24 protein-coding genes and 1 other annotated feature are annotated in these 24299 nt (G+C 46.3%); of the genes, 4 read left to right on the forward strand and 20 right to left on the reverse strand.

Annotated elements, in window-relative coordinates; all coding sequences use genetic code 11:
• Positions 1 to 51: 51 nt before the first annotated feature.
• Both MKZ13_RS21775 and gpr read right to left on the reverse strand, forming a co-directional pair.
• A complete protein-coding gene (locus MKZ13_RS21775) occupies positions 52 to 1347 on the reverse strand; it encodes a stage II sporulation protein P (RefSeq protein ID WP_076211676.1) in 1296 nt (431 codons plus the stop codon).
• Positions 1348 to 1492: 145 nt separating this feature from the next.
• Entirely contained in the window at positions 1493 to 2494 is a 1002-nt protein-coding gene (gpr, locus tag MKZ13_RS21780) for a GPR endopeptidase (protein ID WP_221821961.1), read from the reverse strand.
• Between the two features lie 175 nt (positions 2495 to 2669).
• On the opposite strand from gpr, the gene rpsT reads away from it, so the two are divergent.
• Positions 2670 to 2942: a 30S ribosomal protein S20 gene (rpsT, locus tag MKZ13_RS21785; RefSeq protein WP_024628504.1), complete on the forward strand. Its 273-nt coding sequence runs from the start codon at positions 2670 to 2672 to the stop codon at positions 2940 to 2942.
• Between the two features lie 189 nt (positions 2943 to 3131).
• Here the strand turns inward: rpsT and holA are convergent, their stop codons facing one another.
• The 3 genes from holA to MKZ13_RS21800 all read right to left on the reverse strand — a co-directional run bounded on the left by holA (position 3132) and on the right by MKZ13_RS21800 (position 6233).
• Entirely contained in the window at positions 3132 to 4148 is a 1017-nt protein-coding gene (gene holA / locus MKZ13_RS21790) for a DNA polymerase III subunit delta (RefSeq protein ID WP_036668560.1), read from the reverse strand.
• A gap of 256 nt (positions 4149 to 4404) precedes the next feature.
• Positions 4405 to 5688, reverse strand: coding sequence for a zf-HC2 domain-containing protein (locus MKZ13_RS21795; RefSeq protein ID WP_339178088.1), 1284 nt, complete (start codon positions 5686 to 5688; stop codon positions 4405 to 4407).
• Entirely contained in the window at positions 5685 to 6233 is a 549-nt protein-coding gene (locus MKZ13_RS21800; protein ID WP_339178090.1) for a sigma-70 family RNA polymerase sigma factor, read from the reverse strand. The genes MKZ13_RS21795 and MKZ13_RS21800 overlap by 4 nt, the downstream gene beginning before the upstream one ends.
• A gap of 352 nt (positions 6234 to 6585) precedes the next feature.
• On the opposite strand from MKZ13_RS21800, the gene MKZ13_RS21805 reads away from it, so the two are divergent.
• Positions 6586 to 6888, forward strand: a complete 303-nt coding sequence (locus MKZ13_RS21805) for a hypothetical protein (protein ID WP_221821956.1) — start codon at positions 6586 to 6588, stop codon at positions 6886 to 6888.
• Positions 6889 to 7024: 136 nt separating this feature from the next.
• Here the strand turns inward: MKZ13_RS21805 and MKZ13_RS21810 are convergent, their stop codons facing one another.
• Positions 7025 to 7414 (reverse strand): hypothetical protein, encoded by a 390-nt coding sequence (locus tag MKZ13_RS21810; RefSeq protein ID WP_339178092.1) that lies wholly within the window; start codon positions 7412 to 7414, stop codon positions 7025 to 7027.
• Positions 7415 to 8089: 675 nt separating this feature from the next.
• Between MKZ13_RS21810 and MKZ13_RS21815 the strand changes: the two genes are divergently transcribed.
• Positions 8090 to 8542: a hypothetical protein gene (locus tag MKZ13_RS21815; RefSeq protein ID WP_339178095.1), complete on the forward strand. Its 453-nt coding sequence runs from the start codon at positions 8090 to 8092 to the stop codon at positions 8540 to 8542.
• 15 nt (positions 8543 to 8557) lie between these two features.
• On the opposite strand, the gene MKZ13_RS21820 is transcribed toward MKZ13_RS21815, so the two are convergent.
• From MKZ13_RS21820 to MKZ13_RS21830, 3 genes are all read right to left on the reverse strand, one after another.
• Positions 8558 to 11431 carry a ComEC/Rec2 family competence protein gene (locus tag MKZ13_RS21820; protein ID WP_339178097.1) on the reverse strand — a complete coding sequence of 958 codons (2874 nt, stop codon included), beginning with the start codon at positions 11429 to 11431 and terminating at the stop codon, positions 8558 to 8560.
• A 102-nt stretch (positions 11432 to 11533) separates the two neighbouring features.
• Positions 11534 to 12052 (reverse strand): cytidine/deoxycytidylate deaminase family protein, encoded by a 519-nt coding sequence (locus tag MKZ13_RS21825; protein ID WP_339178100.1) that lies wholly within the window; start codon positions 12050 to 12052, stop codon positions 11534 to 11536.
• A gap of 39 nt (positions 12053 to 12091) precedes the next feature.
• The gene (locus tag MKZ13_RS21830; RefSeq protein ID WP_339178103.1) at positions 12092 to 12727 is read right to left on the reverse strand and encodes a helix-hairpin-helix domain-containing protein; all 636 of its coding nucleotides are present in this window, start codon (positions 12725 to 12727) and stop codon (positions 12092 to 12094) included.
• A gap of 185 nt (positions 12728 to 12912) precedes the next feature.
• Between MKZ13_RS21830 and comER the strand changes: the two genes are divergently transcribed.
• Positions 12913 to 13758, forward strand: a complete 846-nt coding sequence (comER, locus tag MKZ13_RS21835; protein ID WP_036615122.1) for a late competence protein ComER — start codon at positions 12913 to 12915, stop codon at positions 13756 to 13758.
• Here the strand turns inward: comER and leuS are convergent.
• From leuS to MKZ13_RS21890, 11 genes are all read right to left on the reverse strand, one after another.
• Positions 13739 to 16183 carry a leucine--tRNA ligase gene (gene leuS / locus MKZ13_RS21840; RefSeq protein WP_074095915.1) on the reverse strand — a complete coding sequence of 815 codons (2445 nt, stop codon included), beginning with the start codon at positions 16181 to 16183 and terminating at the stop codon, positions 13739 to 13741. The genes comER and leuS overlap by 20 nt on opposite strands.
• A 78-nt stretch (positions 16184 to 16261) precedes the next feature.
• Positions 16262 to 16531, reverse strand: a binding site (T-box leader).
• 111 nt (positions 16532 to 16642) lie between these two features.
• Positions 16643 to 17599 (reverse strand): aminoglycoside phosphotransferase family protein, encoded by a 957-nt coding sequence (locus MKZ13_RS21845; RefSeq protein ID WP_339178108.1) that lies wholly within the window; start codon positions 17597 to 17599, stop codon positions 16643 to 16645.
• Between the two features lie 223 nt (positions 17600 to 17822).
• A complete protein-coding gene (locus tag MKZ13_RS21850; protein WP_339178110.1) occupies positions 17823 to 18593 on the reverse strand; it encodes a class I SAM-dependent methyltransferase in 771 nt (256 codons plus the stop codon).
• Between the two features lie 130 nt (positions 18594 to 18723).
• Positions 18724 to 19629: a S1-like domain-containing RNA-binding protein gene (locus MKZ13_RS21855; protein ID WP_221821946.1), complete on the reverse strand. Its 906-nt coding sequence runs from the start codon at positions 19627 to 19629 to the stop codon at positions 18724 to 18726.
• Positions 19626 to 19973, reverse strand: a complete 348-nt coding sequence (gene rsfS / locus MKZ13_RS21860) for a ribosome silencing factor (protein WP_221821945.1) — start codon at positions 19971 to 19973, stop codon at positions 19626 to 19628. The genes MKZ13_RS21855 and rsfS overlap by 4 nt, the downstream gene beginning before the upstream one ends.
• Before the next feature lie 200 nt (positions 19974 to 20173).
• Positions 20174 to 20740 carry a bis(5'-nucleosyl)-tetraphosphatase (symmetrical) YqeK gene (gene yqeK / locus MKZ13_RS21865; protein WP_339178115.1) on the reverse strand — a complete coding sequence of 189 codons (567 nt, stop codon included), beginning with the start codon at positions 20738 to 20740 and terminating at the stop codon, positions 20174 to 20176.
• Positions 20724 to 21314, reverse strand: a complete 591-nt coding sequence (locus MKZ13_RS21870; RefSeq protein ID WP_076328126.1) for a nicotinate-nucleotide adenylyltransferase — start codon at positions 21312 to 21314, stop codon at positions 20724 to 20726. The genes yqeK and MKZ13_RS21870 overlap by 17 nt, the downstream gene beginning before the upstream one ends.
• A 15-nt stretch (positions 21315 to 21329) precedes the next feature.
• A complete protein-coding gene (gene yhbY / locus MKZ13_RS21875; RefSeq protein ID WP_017687186.1) occupies positions 21330 to 21623 on the reverse strand; it encodes a ribosome assembly RNA-binding protein YhbY in 294 nt (97 codons plus the stop codon).
• Between the two features lie 82 nt (positions 21624 to 21705).
• A complete protein-coding gene (gene aroE / locus MKZ13_RS21880; protein WP_339178117.1) occupies positions 21706 to 22575 on the reverse strand; it encodes a shikimate dehydrogenase in 870 nt (289 codons plus the stop codon).
• Positions 22576 to 22620: 45 nt separating this feature from the next.
• Complete coding sequence (gene yqeH / locus MKZ13_RS21885; RefSeq protein ID WP_017687184.1) at positions 22621 to 23748, reverse strand: ribosome biogenesis GTPase YqeH; 1128 nt, start codon at positions 23746 to 23748, stop codon at positions 22621 to 22623.
• Entirely contained in the window at positions 23745 to 24272 is a 528-nt protein-coding gene (locus tag MKZ13_RS21890; protein WP_221822062.1) for a YqeG family HAD IIIA-type phosphatase, read from the reverse strand. Before MKZ13_RS21890 ends, yqeH begins: the two co-directional genes overlap by 4 nt.
• Positions 24273 to 24299 lie beyond the last annotated feature (27 nt).

Raw genomic sequence — 24299 nt, forward strand, 5'->3', positions numbered from 1 at the left:
GCATTGCCTCCTGTCACTCTCTACTATTTTTCCTTCTAACATATATGGTTTCTACCCACCCTGCGACGAGGTTTCCACACTGGCTTTGTCCACCTTCTGATCTTCCCAATACACTTGAGAAATCATGTCTGCGAGAATCTTTGATGTCCGTTGGAGCTCAGCTCCTGTATTGTCGATACCACCAATCTCAATCAAAATGCTGTTAGGTGAGAGGGTTTGGTTATACTCTCCATTGTTGGCTCCTCCGCCATCCTTGCCCCACACACCACGGGATACCCCAGGATACTTGGCTTCCAGTTTCTTATGAATTTTCGCTGCAAAGGCTTCATTCTGCCGCCAATTTGGATTTTCATGTCCAATAATGAAATATACTTTGGCGTAGCCCAAGTCATTAATAGTTGTTGTTGTTTTGCCATGACGCTGTGAATCGCGATGAATGTCTATGAGATACGTCAGATCATCATTTTGGGCGAGTGCCGCTTTTACCGTTTGACGGGAGTATTTATAGGAATAGTTCCAGTTATAGTCCTTTACTTTGGTGGGGTAATCATCCTTGGCGTGTTCTACGCCGATTCCCAGCTTCTCCAGACTGTCTGAGAGGTAGGTTCCCACTTGAAACACATTACCTGTTGATTTGCCTGATGATGGATTATCACTTTTCGTACCAAGCAGTGGATTATAGCCTTCCCGTGGATGGGAATGATAGATAAGAATTGACTTTTTGCCTGTTGTCGGTGAGCCTGAATTGTCTTTCTCGCCATTCTTCGCTGGGGGATCTTCTTTACCTTCTCCATCTCCAGGCTCAGTCGACTCAGGTGGATCCGTATTGTCCTGGCCTGGTGGAACATGCAGCTCACTACCGGGTTTCCCTCCACCTGCGGAAGCTGTATCCGTAAGACCGGGACCGGGCTGATAATCTTCGGGAGCCTCGGCTTTTTCGTTACCCGATCCAGGACGGAGCAGAACAGGTTGGTTGGAACCCATGCCCGGCATTTCTCTCGCAATCAGGCTCTTCGGATCTTGTGGATTTACATTTGTTAGTAATTGGAAAACAAAAGAGGTGAGATTCTCACCAGATATGGCAGAGGTCTGTTCCTTCTGGGTGAGATGAGGCATCTCCATACCGAGCATATCGACGAAAAAGCGGCTTGACACGGCACTTGCAAATCCTTTCATGGAAGAAACGGGTGAATTATTCAAGCGTTTCTCTGCCATGCCCCCCAGACCCAGTACGACAAAAAACAAGGCAGATATGATCATAAGCAACAACAACGTACGGCCCATGGCCAGCACGTGCAGACATCTTTTTTTCCATTTCCCAATATTCCAGGCCAATATCTTGTTCATTCTGCTGTCTCCTTCCCTGCTGGACAACTCTTATACTTCAACTCTATGAGCCGGTCCAATTTGATAGAACAGGAAAATGAAAGATTCCAGAAACAAAAAAAGAAAGTCCGATAGATTCGGACCTTCTTCTCAGCAGTTTTAAGTTTTAATGTGTATAAGCGGCTACGTTATCTGGATTCACGGCATCATGGAGCGCGGCGTTAAGTCCTGAAGCGATAACATTGGCAATTCCCTCAATAAACTCATCGATTTCCTTTGGGGTCACAATGAGGTCATGACCTAGTGGCTCCAGTACCTCTTTCACCAGACTCAAGCGATCTTGTTCACCGATGTCGTCCAGCATGCCCATGATCTGTTTGGTCTGATCCGTTTCCTGGCGAAAGTGTGAGCTCATCATCTCAATCACATTATTCACGATGGTGGACGCATAACATACGGTTGGTACTCCGATGGCGATGCAAGGCACACCTAATATCTCACGAGTCAGGCCACGCCGTTTGTTTCCAATACCGGAACCCGGGTGAATACCAATGTCCGCGACCTGAATCGTTGTATTTACACGTTCCAAGGAACGGGAGGCCAGCGCATCAATCGCAATAATGGCATCCGGCTTGGTCCGGTCTACAATCCCCTGTACGATGTCACTGGATTCAATGCCTGTTGTACCTAATACACCGGGAGCAATCGCGCTGACTTCCCGATACCCTGGCGCAACTTGATCTGGCACCAATTCGAAATACTGACGGGTTACCATCAGATTTTCCACAACAAGTGGTCCGAGTGAATCCGGGGTGACATTTAAGTTACCCAGGCCAACAATCAAGACCTTGGATGTTTTGTTGATTCCGGCCTTAACCATAAAATCTTCCATTTCACGGGTGAACTCGGCAGCAACTCGCTCCTGTAACTCGGTATCACCATTCCGTAGTGAAGGTACTTCCAAGGTGACATAGTGACCTTTCACCCGTCCAATCGCTTTGGCTGCTTCTTCATTCAGGACATCAATACGTGTAATCGTAATACCCTCTTTTTTCTCTACATCTTCCCGTAGTCCGGGAATCGTCTGTTTCTGTCCACCTTGCGCCATTTCCTTGGAGTCGATTGCCAAATCGGTACGAACTGTATAGTTTTGCAAATCCAGTGTCATTCTGTCCCTGCCTCCCTTACCGCATTTGAGCATATTGTGTGGGAAAAAGAGTTTCTTTATACAGCATGTCGAACATCGTAGGAATATCTGTTGCATTTTACATGCTAGCGTGATAGAATATTTTAAGTTGTGAAACGTTTGTATTCATGCAAATGCCTTACAGGAGGTGAATGTAATGCCAAACATCAAATCCGCTGTTAAACGCGTAAAAACGAGCGACAAGCGCCGCGCACTCAACGCTTCCCAGAAGTCTGCACTCCGTACAGCTGTTAAAGCTGCTGATGCTGCTCTGGTAAGTAACGAAGTTGATACTGCAAAAGCTGCGATTCAAGCTGCTTCCAAAAAGCTGGACAAGGCTGTAACTAAAGGTCTGGTTCATAAAAATGCTGCAGCACGCAAAAAGTCTCGCTTGGCGAAAAAACTGAACGCTCTTTCCGCACAAGCGTAAGAAGCGTTACTTATACGATCCAATGGAAAAATCCTGAACAGCATAGGCTTTCAGGATTTTTTAGTATCTGATTCGATAAGTATAAGACACAAACAAAAGCGACCTTTATTCCGATGATTTAACCATCATGGAGCAAAGGTCGCTTTGTTTGTTATTCACACTAGTAATCTATTACGTTTACGTATTCATTCACGCACCAAGTCTCAATAAGAACAGCTCCAGACCAAGCACTTTATCCACCGCTCCTGTTTTCATCTGGTAATCCAATTCGCTGAGGTGACTCAGAATCATTCTTAGACGTTCCGGCTGAAATTTACGGGCTTGCTCACCCGCAATCTTAACAGCATACGGATGCAGCCCAAGCTGACTGGCAATCTGCTGCTGGGAGTAACTTTGTTGGCCCAACTCTTTCACCTGGATCATGATCCGAAACTGGCGTGCGATTAATGCCGCAATTTTAATCGGTTCTTCCCGCTGCTTCAGCAACTCATAGAAAAGAGCCAACGCTTTCTCCAGTCGCAAATTAGCAAGTTCCTCCACCAGTGAAAATACATTTTGCTCTGTACTACGGGCAACCAGTGACTCGATATCAGCACGCTTGATTGTCCCCCCATTACCCGCAAACAAACATAACTTGTCTACTTCAGCAGACAGGGTCTGAAGACCTGTTCCTGCATAGCTGATCAACGTTTCCGCCGCTCCCGTCTCCAAGGAAACATCCCGCTGCTTCGCAAGTTTCACTATCCAATTCAATAACTCTTCTCCACTGAGTGGAGCAAAAGCAAGAACTACTGCCTGTTTCTTGACAGCTTTCACCAGTTTCTTACGCTCATCCAGCTTATCCCCTTGGGCCAGGAAAACAATCGTACTGTAATCTGCCGGATTCTCCATATATGTAAGCAGACGATCAACCTGATGTTCAATCTTGGATTCTTTACCTGCGGTGAACAAGCTCGCGTCTCTTACAATTATTAATTTGCGTGGAACCAGAAAAGGTACAGTCTCTGCTTCTTCAATAACGACCTCCACAGCCGTTTCAGACAAATCATATGGAATAATCGCAAAATCACGATGTTCTTCTTCAATAACCTGTTCTTTTAACATATCCGTAAATTGCTGTATCTGGTACTTCTCCGTTCCGTACAGCACATAGATCGGTGCCGTTTCTCCATTACGTATTGCCTTTGTTGCACTTTTTACATCCATTCACGGCGCCTCCTTATCCCTCTTATCCTACCAGAAAAAACGCAAGACAACAAAGGGACCTTACATCCAGTTATGGATGAAGGTCCCCTGTCCTACATCTATATAAACGCTGACACCAGCAGTTCTAGAAAAAGCCGGTGCGCGGTCATACGACGTCAGTTGTTTGAACTGAGATAGGACGTTTTGTTACTTCCACTATATGCTTGTCATACTGAAAATGTTCTTTCGTTTAGAGGAGCGCACTCCCCATTTTTAATTATTTCGCAGGAGCTCCACCTGAAACAGCAGGTACATTAAACGAGTTCTTCGCTGTTGTTCCGTCCTTGTCCGTTTCGTAATTAAATAGGGTACCATCCTTCGACCAACTCGCTGACTTCAGTGTCCCCTCTATGCTGCGTTGTTCAACCAAATTTAGAACATCCGGTTCGTCGGCAGGTTTGGAGTATATGCTGATTTGATCACCAATAAGCATAACTACATAAGAGCCGTCAGGTGATTTCCATTCTTTCGGTGCTGCTGTTGTAGCCATTCCCTGATCCGGTCCTGCTGCGAATCCTTTGTTTCCTCCAGAAGCGTCTGCACCTGCACTGGAATCAGGTACAGTGTTACCTTCAACCGGAGCATCTTCAGTCATATTAGGTGTTGTATCCTGAGAAGTGAAGGATTGCGCATCTCCATTTTCTGTTTCTGTTACTCCACTCTCTTCCCCATCTGCAGAAGATTTAGGAGAATCTCCTGATCCCTGAATTCTCTGCTCAGAATCTTGGTTTTGAGCAGGATTCTTCTGATTATCGGTCGAAGGAGTTCTGGACGAATTATCCTGCGGTCCTTTATTCGGAGCAGGCGTTGATTCAGTAGCCGGTTGTTGAGGTGTCGGATCTGACTGAACTTCAGGCTCCTGTACCTCATCTCCACCGTTCTCTTCAGGCATTGTTTCTACGTCTTGGTTATCTGGTTTAGTTGGTGAAACATTCGATTGATCCACAAACACATCGTTGCTACTTGGTTGGGACGAAGTGGCAGGATCATAATTTTCAATATTCTTGCTTAATGGATTTTCATCCACATTGCCGCTCTCTTGAGAAGCTCCAGAGCTCATCAACATGGAATCGGCATTCTCAATCTGTTCAGGCTGATATCCCCAGATGGCGAATCCCAATACAACTGCCGCAGCCGCTGCACCCACCGACATACGTCCTGCCATCGAGTTAAGCCATTTTTGCTTCGTTTTCCGCTCACTTGAACGTTGTAGATTCTCAAATGCAGCGGGGACAGGATTCATTTCCTGTATGGTGCTACTTTGTTCCTTCCACGCTTCGTCAATAGCATCAAGCTGTGGCATAATCGCATCAACCAGACTAAATTTCGGGCTTACTTGCGGTAATTCTTCCAGTTCTCTGGAAAGAGCTCTGAGTAAACTAAAATTCTCGGCGCACTCCGGACACTTCGCCACATGCTGTAGCATCTGAGCGGTTTCCGCCTCGCCCAGATCATGATCCAGATAGCGGTGCATCCATTCCACCACCTCTTCGCATTTCATCCTGTCACACCACCTTTCTGATATTCCTGTAGTAGATTCTGTAATTGCTGTCTGGCTCTAAATAAATAAGATTTCACCGTATTCAACGGAAGATCGAGACAATCCGCAATTTCATTGTAGGATAAGTCCTGCAAATATCTTAGAACAATAACGATACGATGATGCTCGGGAAGCTTGTTGATCGCATCCTGAATGTCTTGGGCCACATATGTAGACATGACCTCGTACTCCACATCCTGATTATCCTGAAAAACCATGTCATGTTCGTCAATGGAGACAGACGGCTTGGTTCTTCTGAATTTATCAATACAGATGTTTGTGACGATGCGTTGTACCCATGTTTTGAATTGGGCCTTTTCTTCGTATGAATTGATTTTGGTGTAAATTCGGATCAACGCTTCCTGCGCAGCATCCAAAGCGTCCTGTTCATTATTTAGAATGTAATATGCGGTCCGATAGACATGTTGTTCAATCTCCCGCAATAGGGTAATTAGAGCGTCGCGATCGCCCGATTGAGCGGCTCTGATGAGTTCCGGCTCTACCACAAAGGATCCCCCTCTCCCTGCAACCTTACAGACGTGATCATCAATAAAATTGTTGCAAAGTTAAGTTTTTTTTTAATTTGCCATAACAAAATAACGGCGTATGTATTAGGGCCGCTGAAATCTTCTCTTAGAATAACAGAAATTGCATAACGAGTCACCAAACGTATCCAAAAGGGATTCCATTACTTACACGACTCAATTCAAATGCAATGGCATACATTATAGATAAGCACTTTTTTGGGTCCTAAAATAAAAAAAAGTCGAAATTTGTCCAAATTTAAGCTGTTTTTAATGCAATTTTCATGAAAATAGTGTATTGTAAATTTACATTCATAAACACGAGGTGATGAGCATGCCAGCTCTTGCGAAAATTCAAGCTTTAAAAGAACAAATGCCCAAAGAATATCAAAGTATTTCCCACTTTGTGGAACATGCATTGGACTCCATTGATACTCTGGTTGAGGAACATCGGAAGTACGTAGCTGCACAGGCATTATACGGCGATAAAATCGTTGGAACGGAAGAACGCTTGTACAGAGAAACCGTACTTGATGTGAGAGCACAACTGTTGATGACTCTTGAGAAAACGGTAGAAGATCTGTTGCACAAGGGCGATAAACACTGGAACAAACACTTTAAGGATGGCGTAGAATAGTTCTTATATTTCTTCTACATTTTGAAAAAATGGCCCGTTTTCCGATATTCTCCCTCGTGGAGTGTAACGGAAAGCGGGCTTTTTTTGTGCTGTGCTGTAACCTGCAATCAAATGAAGCGATTAATTGGTATATTCATCAGTAAATCGCCATCAGTTTGCCATTGAGAAACCCTAAAGCTCTTATGCCTGCGGAGCTGGCATACACCCAAACCTCGATTTTGCCTTTTGAACTCGTTTCATACGTAATGCTCGATGGATCTCCCCATGCAAGGCGCACCTGAGTTATGTTCATTCCTAAAGCTACTTCTCCAGCAATGATTTTATTCCAAGTGGACTTGGACCAATTGTATTTCTTATACGGATCAGAAGAGAAGAATTGGTTGGAATCGGCAAGCATCTCCGTCACACTGGAAGGTGCACCTCCTGCGTAGGCAGAAACGGTTTTTCCTTTTGCATTACGGAAGATAATAGAGTAACTTCGATCACCGTATTTAATCTTCTCAATTTTGATATCTGATATGGTCACTTTGGTATCTCTAGCCCTTCCTCAAGGCGGGCCTAACTATTATTCGGTAAAAACAACCATAATCCTGCAACAAAAATCACCTAACAATAATAAAACCGCAACTAAAACCATACATTTACATAACTCCAACAAACCAAATACAAATGATTGCATTTAATAATCTAAAATAGAAAACATATTACAAACGAAATAGGGCGTGCAACCGTAACAAACATCTAAATGGATATGCGGGAGACTAGATGAATCTAAAAATATTTTTCAAATACTTCCTGGGATTCTTTCTACTCAGTAGTGCTTTATTCATTGCATTTAATATGATAATAGGGCATAAAAGTTGGGATCAAATTGATCACATACTCAACTTATTCAGCGCAACTATAATTAGCTTGCCGATTAGTATCTCAAAAGCAAGAGAGTAATTCCTTCCTAGTCAACTTCCCTAAGAGACAGCCAAAGTATCCTTATAGCGCATAACGATTGAAATGTGTTATTATCATGCAATTCAAAAAAAGTCGTTCGCAGCGGAACGACTTTTTTTCTGTTAGTGGTCAATCATGTACTACTTTCTCAATGTTGCTCACTCATTCTTTCTCAGCCTGTGTATGTTAAAATATAGTATCCCTAAGTCTATCAGTTGTTGAATATTGTTATTCAAGATGGAGGTTAATACTCATAATGACAAAAAACCATAGAATTAAAATCCCCCGCGGAAAAATACTTGCAGCTGTATTAACTGCAGTGTTCATTTCACTTGCAATGGGGATATATCACTATGTCCCTATAGATGAAAGATTAGAGAATACTTACTATTATTCATTCGGGTATAAATTTGCAGTTGGATTATTGATTAACCTCGCTATTTTACTTTTCTTACTTACGCCCCTTTCTATATTGGTGGATGGATTACTTTTATGCAGAAAAAAAGATAATACGTATATGAGATTGCTCGTTGCTATTGCCGCATATGTTCTATTAGGCTTCACAGGTGGGGTCACCTACTCGATATTTACACGTAACTTCAATACTTTTTCTGCTCAAACTATCCACATTGTGGTATGTTCTCTTGTCTTTTTAACCTTACAGTTGGTATTAAATCGGAGTTTTCTTCACTCTTCTACTCACCGATAAATAGATCGTGTGCCGTCACTCAACTCCAAACAACTTGTACCTAATATCAATCTTCCCATCCTTTACTCTAATCTGAACCTCGCCCATCTGATCTGTCCGATAAATATCCGACCCGGTAGCCTCCAGACGTTCCATCACTCCCGGATTGGGATGCCCATATGTATTGTTAACTCCTGCAGATATCACAGCGGTTTTGGCGCTCCAGTATTGGAGCCAGGCTTCGGTGGACGACGTTTTACTACCATGATGAGCGACCTTTAGAACGTCAATGGATACAGACGCCGCCGCTGAAGCATCTTTTGAATCAACCTGCAACGGGCGTGTAAGTACCCTTTGTACAACTCCCTCTGTAACTCCAATATCTGCACCTTTGTGTTCAAACTGGGCAGCCAACGAGCCATCCTGAATCATATAGAGCAGGTCCTGCTCGGCCGCAGCATCCATATCTCCGGTGAACAACATGGAAGCCCCCGCCATTTCCAGCAAAAAGACAACGGAATCATGATTCTGATGTTCAGATACAGGTAAACTGCTCGATACATTCACATCCATATGTGCCAGATCCGGAGCTATAAAATGTAAACTTGTCTCCTTATCAGCCTTATAGGACATGCCCTGCTGAATGGCGTACAGAGGAATTTTCCTTTCCATGGCTGTATTCAGTAACTTATCAAAGTTTTCTTTACCACTGGTTGTGCCATTAAACATGAAACGTTTAACCGGAATCTGTTCCAGTACAGCCTGTAGTCCTCCGGCATGATCCTGATCGGCATGCGTTACAATTACAGCGTCCAGTTGATGGATACCTCTTTTTTTCAATAAAGGAACAACCACCTTGGCACCTACCTCATACGGATCACGTCTTGTTTTCCACGATTGTTCGGTGTTCCCAAAACTAACCGTTCCCCCGCCATCTACCAGAATGTGTTTGCCTTCCGGGGTCGTAATCAAAGTGCTGTCCCCTTGTCCAATATCCAAAAACTGCACGATGCCGGTTCCAGCAGGCTTGGGAGTCTGATATGCCCACCATAATCCAGCAATAAAGCTGAGCGCCAGCAACCCGCACAACCATTGCTGAGCTTTACTCATTCGTACATTTGAATAATAACCTGCACCTCGTGCGGTAAATGCACTTGCATACTCCGGCCAGGCAATACTGGCTCCTAATGTCGTTAATGAAGTTTCTTTTCCATCTACACGGTTCTTACCTTGATCCTGTGCCATGGTAGACATCGAAGAGCGAATACCCATATTCCCCATTGAAATTGAAGGTTGTCGCCTCACAAGCGGAGCCGTCTCTTCCTCAACAAACGTTGTTTCTCGCTGCTCACCGTTGCCACGATGCAACAAGTAGAGTAAGGCATACAACACGGCATAATATGCAGCTATCCATAACAAGGGCGGTGTTGCCCAGATCAATACAAAACCTGGCAGGCTGTTCATCCACTCCACGCTTACAAATGTCAGTTGATTCAGTTGCATCGCGATCCATGCGAGGGGTTTCGCCAAGGGAACCCATATAAACGACAATAACATGGCGACCGTCCCCAGAGGTAATACAATGGCGCTAATCAAAGAAACCAGCAGAAAGTTAGCCACAAATGAGAGTAATGAGAACTGATTGAAGTACAGAATGGTTACCGGGAACGAAATCAGCTGAGCGGTTACGGTAACGGATGCTGTTGCAGCCAGAGATTTCGGCCAACTGCTGAACAACCGGTTTATCAGTGGCATATAGATCATCAAACCTGCGGTTACAAGAAAGGATAACTGGAAACTCACACTCAGCAAAAAGTACGGGTCCCACCACATCATCAGCAACGCTGCTGCACTAATCATCTGAAGGCCGTCTCTGGCGAGACCACGACGTGCCATGTACAACCCAAGCATGGACATCATTCCTGCCCGAATCACTGAAGGTGAACCTCCGGATAACAGTACATAAGCTGGCACCAGGATCAGAACAATCGTAAGTGCCGTCTCTCTGGTAAGCCTTAGCCAGGATAAAATAAGGAGAAGAGAAGCTACATATACAGCGACATGGGTCCCGGATATTGCCAGGATATGCGTTAGACCCAGTTGTGAAAACTGACCATAGGTACCCGGATCGATATCAGTAGCCATCCCGATAATAAGCCCCTTCATATATCCTGCATGAGGCTCTGGAAATAACTGCTCAACCGCCGAGCCCAACTTATGCCTAGTCCAATCTGTCCACCGTAGTATGTTATATTGTCCAAGTCCCTCAGGAGCAACTGCTGTTACCGAACTGGCTCCCTTCACTTTGAACAACCAGTGGATATGCAGGGTTCGCAAATAACTGCGATAATCAAACCCGCCAAAGTTTCTTGCTTCGCCAGGAAGGGCAAAAGAACCATTAAGTACAATCAAATCGCCCCTCTTCCAGCCCGCTGCTACCTGTTGTTCTTCTTCCTCCAACAGTCTGACTTGTACCATTAATTGTTCATCTATGTTGAATACAGATGATACTGCAAGATCTGTATCTGCTAACGAATCCGACGTTGGCAATATTGAAGACATCTGCATCTTAAAGTTAGCCCGATCTCCATCAATACGTACATCTGACACCAGTTCACCCTGAATTTCAGCTGGCCATCCGTCCAACTCATGAGCAGCGATATGCATGGTCTCCGGCAGACTGCTATGATTGCGTGCGTCATTCCACTCCCAATGTGCAGCACCTCCAATAAAGGCAGCGAGTAAAAGTAAAACAGACCATCCACGTACATCCATAAAACGAAGTAAAAGTGGCAAACATGCCAGAGCTCCAATTAACCCCCAGATTAACGTCCAGCCTGTTAACGCGCATGCTATCCCGCTCCCGCACAACCAACAAATCGTAAAACTTAATAACGGCCTGCCTTTCATTTCTACCCCTCCTTCATTTCACCCGTTGAACGCAGAAAAACCCCCGGAAAGCCAATTCAGGCTTGCCGGAGGTTCTCCCTCACATATTCGACCATATTCACATTAATTGCTCACGGTCATCATCGTTTCCCGCGGGGGCTGGTAATTCTCCAGCCTGCGGAACGTTATGCCCTTCTGGTCCATCATATTGGTAACCTTGCCGGTATCTTTAGGATAAGAACGATGAAACACGATTTCTGTTATCCCGCTATTCGCCAGCATATTGGCACATGTCCAGCACGGTTCGTCAGTCACGTACACGGACGAGCCTTCGCGGTCGATTCGATCTGTGAATAAAAGCAAATTTTGCTCCGCATGGATTGTGCGAATGCATCGTTGCTTTTTCACCATTTCTTCTTGCCCATCGGTCACGACCAACTCATACTCTTCCGATATCATGCAACCTGCTTCAGAACAATCCGGGACGCCGGTGGGTGCACCATTATAGGCTGTTCCCAGCAGTTTCTTTCCCTGAACAAGAACGGCACCCACATGTCGACGCGAACAGCGGGAACGAGTGGAAACCATATACGCGATGTCCATAAAATACGTATCCCAGTCCTTGCGTACCTCTGTACTCATGCTGCTTTCCTCCCGCTTAACACAATTTATATTTTAATATTAACGGATCTGCACATACGGCGCCATCTTCTCCAGCATCTTCATACCGATTCCTTTGACCTTTGTCAGATCACTGACTTTTGCAAAAGGACCATGTGCATTCCGATAGTCCACAATAGCCTGAGCTTTCTTCTCTCCAATTCCGGGAAGCTCCGTAAGTTTGGAGACAGGTGCAGTATTCACATCAATCTTCCCATTGTCGCTAGCTTCCTCACGAACTACAGGTGGGTTACTGTTCGAGCCCGTCTCGGAGGTAACCGAAGGATTCGAATTCGTACTTTGCGCCACTGGTTCAATTGAAGTAGCCGTATCTGAAGGATTATCGTTCGTCTGATTTGGAGTTTGAACTCCCGAATCACCTTCAACCCCAACGCTCGCAAGCTCTTTAGACTCTTCTGCCTTAGCCTCATTCCCAGTCTGCATCCCACTTGCATCCGCTCCCGAAGATGCTCCTGTATTGCCCTGAACCGAAGTAGCCGACAGTACAGCAGGGAGTTCCTGCTCTATCGTCGGCTTCTCGGTGCCGAGCTGCAAGGGTTCCCAGCCACTAGGTGGTTGTTCACTTTTGCCCGACCATAATATAAGTATACTTCCAACCACCGCAGCAGCAATGGTCATCCCTTTGTTCCATCTCATTCTTCCACACCTCTCCCTGAATTCAAAATCATTCATTTCGAACACGGGCGGTGCTTCCGAACCGTTGAACTTTCCTGATGAAACAAGTTGTGCATTTTTCATGTCATGTGAAACAGGTCCTCACGCATAGAATAGAGGGAATGAACTGCGCCAGTACCGTAAAGCATGAAAGGAGGCCTGAAACAATGAAGGTTGGATTTATCGGAACCGGCAGCATGGGCAGCCTGCTAATCTATGCCCTGATCCAATCGGGTGCACTTGAGCCCCGGCAGATCGCGGCCAGCAATCGAACCCCGTCCAAAGTACGTCAGTTATCCCTCCGTTACCCCGGTCTGCATGAATCCCAGAGCAATCGGGAAACGGTGATCCGAAGTAATATCATTTTCCTGTGCGTGAAGCCGCTTGAATTCAAACATGTTATTGACGACATCCTGCCTGTCGTGAATCCCAATCATATAATTGTCTCGATCACCAGTCCCGTGCAGCTGCGACATCTGGAATCTTCACTTCCTTGCAAAGTCTCCAAGGTAATTCCCAGCGTCACACACCAAGTCGGCAGTGGAGCATCCCTCTGCATACATGGCGAACGAATGACCAGTGAAGACCGCGCTGTGTTGGAAAGTCTGCTCAGTCATATAGGCAGGCCGTACCAAGTGGATGAAGCCTGTACACGAATCACATCCGACTTCTCCAGCTGCGGACCTGCATTCATATCGTTCTTTTTGGAACAGTGGATCGAAAGTGCAGTGAAGCTGACCGGCATCAAAAGGGCAGATGCCTGCGCTCTGGCTGGCGAAATGCTCCTGGGAACAGGCAAGCTGCTCACCGAAGGAGGATACACCCCGCAAGAGCTTCAGGCTCGTGTCGCTGTACCTGGCGGTATTACCGCTCAGGCACTCGCACTGCTGAAGGTTAGTCTTGACGGCGTTTTCGACAGCCTGATCCACACGACACATGACAAATATGATGAAGATTTGTTAAAGCTGGATGAACTATTCCGAGCCGGTGAGATTAACCGGCAACAATATTAACGAGTTTGCCTGGAACGGCAATGACCTTACGAATGGTCTTGCCTTCCAGCGCCTGCTTAACAGGTGCCAGCTCCATCGTAAAGTCCTGCATACCTTGTGCATCCAGATCCTTCGCGATTGTAGCACGAGTTACAATTTTACCATTTACCTGAACAACGATTTCTACTTCCGCATCCACTGTCATGGACTCATCATATTCAGGCCAAGCCACGTAAGAGATTCCACCTTCATGACCCAAACGGCTCCACAGTTCCTCTGCCATATGCGGTGCCAGTGGTGACAACAGCTGTACAAATTTCTCCATCGCTTCACGAGGCAGTGTGTCCGCTTTGTATGCATCGTTGATGAAAATCATCAGCTGGCTGATGGATGTGTTGAAGCGCAGATGTTCCAGATCTTCCGTAACTTTTTTGATCGTTTTGTGAGCAGTCCGTTTGAACTCATCCGTTCCACCGTCCACCGTAATCTTGTCATTGATGGCTCCTGTGTCTTCGTTAATGAAGAGACGCCATACACGTGACAGGAAGCGGTGCATGCCTTCAACCCCGTTTGCATTCCACGGTTTTGTCGCTTCCAATGGTCCCATGAACATCTCGTACAGACGCAATGTATCTGCACCGAATTCATTCACGATTTCATCCGGGTTAATGACATTACCACGAGATTTACTCATTTTCTCATTATTGGTACCCAGGATCATACCTTGGTTCACCAGTTTGTGGAAAGGCTCTTTGGTCTCCACAACACCCAGATCATACAGCACTTTGTGCCAGAAACGAGCGTACAGCAAGTGAAGCACCGCGTGCTCTGCTCCGCCAATGTACAGATCAACTGGCAACCACTGCTGCTGTTTCTCCTTGGAGATCAGTTCCTTGTCATTGTGCGGATCGATAAAGCGCAGGTAATACCAGCAGCTACCCGCCCATTGTGGCATGGTGTTGGTCTCACGACGTGCCTTCATTCCCGTTTCCGGATCTACCGTATTCACCCACTCCGTAACATTCGCCAGTGGTGATTCTCCTGTACCCGAAGGTTTGATCTGGTCGATATCAGGCAGCAGCAGTGGAAGTTGATCCTCCGGTACGGTCTTCATCGTTCCGTCTTCCAGATGCAGAATCGGGATTGGCTCACCCCAGTAACGCTGACGACTGAACAGCCAATCGCGCAGACGATAGGTCACTTTCCCTTGTCCTTTACCGTTCTCTTCCAACCAAGCAATCATTTTGGCAACCGCTTCTTCATTGTTCAGTCCGTTCAAGAAATCGGAATTCACATGCGCGCCATCACCCGAATACGCCTCTTGTGTAACGTCTCCACCTTGAATAACCTCGATGATATCCAGACCGAACTGCTTCGCAAATTCCCAGTCACGTGCATCATGACCTGGAACAGCCATAACTGCACCTGTACCGTAACCAGCAAGGACATAATCGGCAATCCAGATCGGCAGTTTTGCACCATTAACAGGGTTGATTGCATAAGCTCCAGTGAATACACCTGTTTTGTCTTTGGCCAAATCTGTACGTTCCAGATCACTTTTACGAGAAGCCTGCTCCTGATAAGCCTGAATCGCTTCACGTTGGTCATCGGTTGTAATTGCTTCTACCAATTCATGTTCCGGAGCAAGTACTGCAAAGCTCGCACCGAACAATGTGTCCGCACGGGTAGTAAACACCTTGATGACTTCCTCGCGACCCTCAATGGCAAATACAACTTCTGCACCTGTCGATTTACCGATCCAGTTGCGCTGCATATCCTTGATGCTTTCAGACCAGTCCAGCTCTTCCAGGTCTTCCAACAGACGCTCTGCATACTCGGTAATTCTCAGAACCCACTGACGCATCGGTTTACGTACAACCGGGTGTCCACCACGTTCACTCTTGCCATCAATAACCTCTTCATTAGCCAGTACCGTTCCAAGTGCTTCACACCAGTTAACTGCTACTTCATCCACATAAGCGAGGCCTTTATTATACAGTTGGATAAAGATCCATTGCGTCCATTTATAGTATTCAGGGTCCGTTGTGCTGATCTCACGATCCCAGTCATAGGAGAAACCAAGCGATTTGATCTGGCGACGGAAATTGTCAATATTACGGAATGTAATATCTCGTGGATGTTCACCTGTATCCAGTGCATGCTGCTCAGCAGGCAGACCGAAAGCATCCCAACCCATTGGGTGCAATACATTGTAACCGCGCATACGTTTGTAACGGGAAACGATATCCGTTGCCGTATATCCTTCCGGGTGACCTACGTGCAGACCTGAACCGGATGGATAAGGGAACATATCCAGCGCATAAAATTTCGGTTTAGCAGGGTCCTCACCCGTTTTAAACGTTTTATTTGCATCCCAGTATTGCTGCCAACTTTTTTCCATGACTTGTGGCTGATAGCCGTGTTTCGGCTGGTTATTTTCACTCATCTATTGTTCCTCCTTCAGGTTATTCGCGTTAGCTTTAATTGCAACAAAAAAACCTCAGCATCCCGTAGCGTTTGCAGCGCTAGGGACGAGAGGTTGAATTCCCGTGGTACCACCCTAGTTAGCGGACGAACGTACTTCGTCATCCACTCCCTTTGGACCTGTAACGGCGGTTAACCGATGCGGATTTCCATTCCTGAACCCAAGTTTTATACAAGCAGGTTAAACAGAATGGTGTAATCACCGCATTTCTCCAAGGCGAGTTCGCAAATCACTGTCAACCGGCTTGCACCAACCGCCGGCTCTCTGTTATGTACAGGAATTACTACTGATCCTTATCATCGAAATATGTATACAATATCGGGACCATTATATAAAAAAGCAAGCCCAAAGTCAATATTACACGTTATAATCGCCATCATGAAGTCTACGGTTCGTACCGTTCATAATACTCGTTGCTGTTCAGGATATCCGAAAACGCTCAATGCCTTCCTCCAGATTATGAATAGTCCAATTCACATGTTCCTGATTATCATATTGACGATAGGCACACTCAATGCGCAGCACCAGATCAAAGTACAAGTCATAGAGACTTCTTCTTTTCAGCTCACTTTCAGTGGTAATCGCATGCCCATATCCCTTCACGAATCCGGGAGTATAGTTAAAATGACTAAAGTAATGCTCCATCAGAGGATCTGCCCACAGAGAACGTTCAAAATCAATAATCGCTGTGATGCGACCTTTGTCAACCAGAACATTGCCATCCCACAGATCCCAACTCACAAGCACAGGTTCTTTGACATCGTCCAGCACATCCGTTTTTTCTTCAATCAAACGTCTCAATTCAGGGTAATCAATCGAAAATGTGATTCCAGCTTCTTCCCCGTCGGTAAGAATATCATCCATCAGATTCATAAATGCTTCTTTCCATGTAGAATAACGTTGTTTATGCTCCGAAAAATATCCGAACTTCTCGCCCTTGATTTCATTAATTCGACGATTGTACAGACCGAGCTGGTGTTCAATGGCCTCCTGCTCTTCCACAGAATATTGATCCTTGACCTGATTATAGGGTGCTCCAGACATGTACTCCATGATAAAATAACGCGCTGAAGCCATAGTTAATGAATCATCATAAGCCAACACTTGGGGTACGGGAACATCCTGTAGCTCCGTGATGAGGCGTAGTGCCTCAACTTCGGCAATCATGAGATCCTGCTCACAGCGCATCAGATTTGTCGAATCCGACGGTGCAATTTTCAGTACCACTCGCTGTGCGTCACTCAGTGTGATGAGATATGCATGATTGGCCCAGCCATCCACCATTTCCTTGTAGTCCTCTATACTTGCAGAGAAATGCTGCTCTATTATGGCATTCAACTGTTCTGACGTAAGTCTTGTTTTATATGTACTTTCCATTTCTACACCTCACATTGACATTTGATTTATTTCCTCAGAAAACGTTTTCTATCCGACTATTATCGCCTCCTTTACTTTAACTGGCAATACTTTTTGTCACCTCGTTATGTCTTTCCTAGCATTCCTTTATCCTATTTAAGACTATTGCTATTCATTCTCCATGGAAAATCAAAAAAAACTGTCCTTATGCACGATACATAAGGACAGTTGTCATCTTTCCTTCTTACTTCACAGCCACGTAGAACAAGCGCTGTGCGCTGTCTCCAGCTTCTTTCCATTCAAAATCCGCATATACCTTCACGTCTTTAAAACCTGCCTTGGATAACTCCAGCTTCATCCAGTCCGGATTATACGCGCGCTGGACATGAACTTCTTCAAAACGCTGGTACATATCCTTGCTACCATCATCCACACGTGAAAAGATACTCAGATGATGCTCAATCTCACAACGATCTTGATCCAATCCACAGGTCCAAATATACGATACGGAGCGTTCATCCAATACAAAAGGCTGTTCCTCATCATAACGAATAAGGGTATTGGGATGGTGAACATCAAACAGGAACGTTCCACCAGGTTTCAACATCTCATATGTGCGCTGGAATGTACGAACAACATCTTCTTGTTCGAGCAGGTAATTAACGCAATCACAGAAAGATATAACCGAATCCACAGGCTCCGGAACTCGCCAATCCCGCATATCCTGCTGCACCCAACGTACACTGCCTTCGCGGTACAAGCGATGACCCTGAGGCGTGGCCTCCATCTTGCTGCGCGCAACCGACAGCATATCTGCTGAAAGATCAATGCCTGTAACTTCAAAACCGGAGTTCACGAGCGGGATCGTAATGGAGCCCGTTCCACAACCAAGTTCTGCGACACTTTTGGGCATTCCATGATGTTCCCAGGCTGTTCTTGCAAACCTTATCCAGTCCGGATAAGGCATATCTTCCATTAATTCATCATAGACATAGGCAAATTTCCGGTAAGACATGTCAGGCACCGCACTTTCAATTTCATTTTCCAATCCTGATCTAACAAAAGAAAAAGCAGGGTATCCGGTGTTTACCCAGCCTAGCCCTGCCTTCTCCTAGTTCAATGTTACAAATATTTAATCAGGAAGATTACTTGTCTTCACTTTGATCTGCAGGAGCAGATTCGGCCAGATACGTCCAGCTTTCCTTTTGAACCACCAGTCCATCCTTCATCAATTTGCCCAAGGCACGCTTGAACGCAGACTTACTGATGCCAAAGCGCTGCTTGATGATATCCGGCGGAGTTGCATCCGAGTAAGGCATGCCGCCCATTGGACGCTCTTTCATAAAGGCGAGCAGCTTGTCTGCATCTTCGTTACGTCCAACTTGTTTGAGTTGAGTCATGGCCAGATTCACACGTCCGTCTTCACGTACCAGTGTCACCCGACATTTCACTTTTTCACCAAGACGCAGCATATGACTACGTTCGGATGAATGAATCATGCCAATTGCGCCAAAGCCCAGTACACCGCCCTCTACAAGTACAAAAGTACCCATCTGCAGTGGCTTGTATACCGTCGCTTCAACCCACTCGTTTAACCATGAAGTTGGAGCATGGAAAGACAATGGTGAAAGTTCACGTTCCCCGGCCAATTTGGCACGCAGACGTCCTTGCTTGTCATGTTCCATGATTACAAAGACTTCATCCCCCACTTGAGGACGCAGTTCTTCCAGTTCAGGCAGTTCACGAATAGGAAGCAGCAATTGCCGTCCAAGTCCCATTTCCAGGAAACAGCCCAGTCGTGGGTGAACATCAGCCACAACCAGTCGTGCCATTTCGCCGAGCATGAGATAAGGCTTTTTCATCGTTACGGCCAGACGATCTTCCGTATCAAAGAACACAAATACCTCAAGCGTCTCACCAATCTTAATATCCCGCGTTAACTCGGTGTAGTGAAGAAGTACATCTTCCGATCCTGTCGTCAAAAAGAAGCCAAACGGAGACACTTCACGTGAAACCGGCAAAGAGACGACTGTTCCAGCAATCAAACTCATACAGTTTCCACCACTTTGGCATCAGACCAGAGTCGTTCAATGTTGTAGTATTCACGCTCGTCGCGGTGGAAGATATGAACAACAACATCGCCCATGTCCATCAGTACCCAACGTGCAGAATCCATACCTTCGATACCTTTGATCGTCGCTCCGGCTGCATGAGCCTGTTTGCGAATTTCAGTGGCAATGGCTTGTACCTGTGTATCGGAATTCCCGTGACAAATAACAAAATAATCCGCCACCAGAGAAACATTAATCAGATCCAATGCTACAATATTGGATGCCTTTTTGTCGTCAGCGGCAGTAACCGCCATATTCATAAGTTCTTTCGATGATACTGTCATGAACCAACCTCCATAATCTATAATTGTGTGTTCAAAAAGATCAGTTTTCAGTACCGAGAAGATGGAATAAAGCTAGAAATGGAGTAGCGGAGCGTAGGATAACTACGTGAGCAACGGACATTTCGGCTGAATTTCATATTCGATGCTGATGATGCCGCTAGGCATCCTTCGTAATCAAAAGTGGACTTTTTGAACAACCTCTATAATTGTGCAATTAAGTCATTCCGCGACAGCATGGTCAAAGGATAAATGACACGTCGTTGCGAGATCAGCAAGCTGATCGTCGAATCGAATCCGGCAATTAAACCTTCCTCTAGACTACGTTCAGCCTGTTCGCGAATGTGATCCACTCCTGGGAAATCTCGTCCCGGTTCAATGTAATCGGCAAGACATACCACTTTGTCCAGCAAGCTCATGCCTACCCGACCCGAGGTATGCCACCGGATGGCATTAATAACTTCGGAATCCGTTACACCGTAATCACGCTCGGCTACAAAAGCACCGACTTCGGAATGCCATAGCTGCTTGTCATGCTGAAGAAGTTCCTGGTTTAATCCGTTATCACGGATGACCGCTTCCATCTCCGCTACGGGCCAGTACTTCGCCACATCATGCAATATCGCTGCCAGATCTGCTTTCACAGGATCAGCACCGTATTTATTAGCCAACATCACTGCCGATTCCATCACGCCCAGTGTATGCTTCCAGCGTTTCTCCGGCATTTGTCCGGATACGGCTTGAATCAGTTCCTCACGGCTTAGTCCCATATAAACCGCTCCTTACAATGTATTGGTGCACTTCATCAGGAATCATGAAGCGTACCGAATGTCCTTTGGCCAGACGTCTGCGCACGGCTGTCGATGAAATATCGACCAAGGGCATCTCGGCCAGCAGGACCCGATCCTGTAACTCGTCTGGCAAATCATCCAGATGTAACTGGAAGCCCGGCCGACCAACACCTATAAAGGTTAAGCGTTCTGCAAGCTCTTCAATCTGCTCCCATTTGGGAAGATAGTTCACCATATCCGCCCCGATAATGAAATAGAATTCATGTTCAGGATGGCGACGCCACAGTTCCTTCATCGTATCAATGGTATAAGACACTCCGCCCAATTCCATCTCGATATCCAGCACCTCATATTGCTGCACACCCTTCACAGCCGCTTCCGTCATGTCGAGACGTTGCTGTCCCGAAGCTCCGGCTCCGCGTTTGTGAGGTGGAACATGGGAAGGCATGAACCAGATCTCATCCAGTGCATGCGAGTCCCTTGCCGCTTCAGCTGCCAGGAGGTGTCCCATGTGGATCGGATCAAACGTACCACCCATGATGCCGATCTTCACCTGCGTCACGCTCCCTTATCTAGGTAATTCGATTTGTTTGTTATCGCGAGATTCTTTGTACAGGATGATTGTGTTACCGATGAGTTGTACAAGCTCACTTCCCGTTTCACGGGCAACTTCTTCTGCCATCTCTTTTCTGTCCTCGTCATTGTTGTTCAACACTTGCACTTTCATCAATTCGCGCTTCTCAATCGCATCTTCGATGTGACGGAACAGGTGCTCGTTGGTTCCACCTTTACCAATCTGAAATACAGGGGTCAGGTGATGTGCCTGTGACCGCAAAAAGCGCTTTTGTTTACCGTTTAACATGAATACTCCATACTCCTTATGTTGAGCAGGACCTGATCGACAGCACAAAAACTGTCCGGACCTGACCATTCAATTATTATTTTCACACTTCAAAACTGTTTAGTACAGCACGTCTCATCGTCTCCACAGGAGCCGGAATGCCGAGCCAATGTTCAAAGGCCACTGCGCCCTGGTATACAAACATCCCCAGACCACCGTGCACTGTGCATCCTCGTAACCGCGACTCCCGAAGCAGACGGGTCTCCAGCGGATTATAGATCAGATCACTCACTGCTGCGCCTTCACGAATTAGTGCGGGATCAACCGGCACGTCATCAACATGAGGATACATTCCGGCAGCCGTTGTGTTGATCACAATATCAGCCGTAGCCAAGACCGTCGCAGCGTCTTCCATGCCACTGCCTGATATTTCTCCCAAGCCATGGCCCCGTAAATCCGAAGCAAGTGCAACAGCCCTGTCCGCTGTACGATTCAGAATGTGAATCTGCTCAGGCTTCTCCAATGCAAGTGCGTATATAACGCCTCTTGCCGCTCCACCTGCTCCCAGTACAGCAATACGTTTACCCGCAAGCTCAGGCACAGCCTCTTCCTTCAACGATCGGACATAGCCAATACCATCCGTATTGTACCCTGTCAGTGTTCCACTTTCATTGACGATGGTATTCACCGCACCAATCAGGCGAGCACTTTCATCGATCACATCCAGGTACTGCATCACCTGCTCTTTATGCGGGATCGTGACATTGACACCACGATAGCCCAATGCCACAATTCCCCGAACTGCCGCTTCCAATTGATCCGGATGAACATGCAGCGGCATATACATTCCATTCACTCCTGCAGCCTGCAGGGCCGCATTGTGCATTGCCGGTGATTTGGAATGAGCAATAGGATCACCCATAACGCCAAGCAACACGGGAAGTGAAGGGTTGTCCTTTTTATCCTCAGACATAGGTCCGCCTCCAATCCGCTCTGATGTACAGGTTCTGAGATTACATTAGATTAAGGATGGACGGATCTGTACACGAATGCCTTTTGGAGCATGCACAGCAACAAGTGCTCCAATATCGCCATTAACCTTAATCCAGCCCAGACCCGAGATGAATACATCCGATTGACTGCCGCGTTTGATGCGGAATTCATGTCTGGTCCATTCCGCCATCTCTGCTGCATCCTCACGGGTTGGCGGAGATAACAATTCTCCCAGGTGGTCGCGGTATAGATCATCTGCACGCTCCAGCTTCGTCCGATGAATATCAAGCGCAGTGCTGATAAAACAAGTGAACGACTGGCGATCACCTTCCACAAAGTCAAATCGAGCCATGCCGCCAAAGAACAGCGTCTGACCGGAATTCAACTGATACACAGCCGGTTTAAGCGGTTTTTCAGGCATGATGGCAGCGAGATCCTTACGTGAAACAATCTCGCTGAAACGCCATGGATACACAATTCCAGGCGTATCAATGATATATTTTCCATCATCCAACGGAATGTTCACCATATCCAGCGTTGTTCCCGGATAACGGGATGTGGTCAGCTCCTGCTCCAGATCGCTGTAATCACGAATCAGACGGTTAATCAGTGTGGATTTACCCACATTGGTACCACCAACCACGTACACGTCACGATCTTCGCGATACGTTCCTACAAGCTCAAGCAGTCGGTCGAAGCCCTGATTTTGCTTTGCACTGCACAAGACTACATCCACGGTACGCAAACCCTGTTCTTTGGCTTGCTTCTGTACCCAGTTGCGAACCTTGTTCCAGTTGGTTACTTTCGGAAGCAAGTCCGTTTTGTTCACAGCAAGCAATACCGGATTGTTGCCTACAAAACGTTGCAGACCGGAGATAATGCTGCCATCAAAGTCAAACAAATCAACGATATGGATGACAAGTGCATCCTTATCCCCGATTTTGCTAAGCAGCGCCAGGAATTCGTCCTGATCCACCGTAACGGATGATGACTCATTGTAGTTTTTGATGCGGAAACAGCGCTGGCATATAACCGGTTCACGATCCAATGCCTTCTCGGGGATAAACCCTGGTAATTCCGAATTTTCTGTTTGCAGATGCACGCCGCATCCGCTGCACCTTACGGCAAGATTGCCGTTATGCGGTTCTGTCATTTCTTCTTTTCCTCCTCAAGCCATAAGCCTTTCCTGCGTAAACTCGTTAGAGCAATCCGTTCCACGCGTCGATTGAAGCGGGTCATAAAACCTTCGTCCCCAATGGAGATTGGCAGTACCAGAACGGTATATAACCCCATTCGGTTCCCTCCATAAACGTCCGTAAGCATCTGATCACCTACTACAATCGTGTTTTCAGGAGATAACTCCATCATTTTCATTGCTCTACGAAACGGTACATTCGATGGTTTGCGTGCACTATGCACAAACTGGATATCCAGCGGGGTCGCAAACAGGGATACACGATTCAAATTGTTATTGGACACAATCATCAGCTTGAAACCCGCCTCTTTCACACGTGCAAACCATTCAATCAGTTCGGGCGTAGCGTCAGCGGCTTTGGCTCCAACGAGTGTGTTATCCAGATCAGTTATAATTCCACGGTAGCCTTGAGCGTACAGCTCTTCCAGATTAATGTCAAAAACCGTGTCTACACGCAGCTTGGGCATTAACATTTTAAACAAAGAAGTCACCTCAGTTTCATACGACAC

It is taken from the genome of Paenibacillus sp. FSL R5-0701 (assembly GCF_037973995.1).
Lineage (GTDB): Bacteria > Bacillota > Bacilli > Paenibacillales > Paenibacillaceae > Paenibacillus.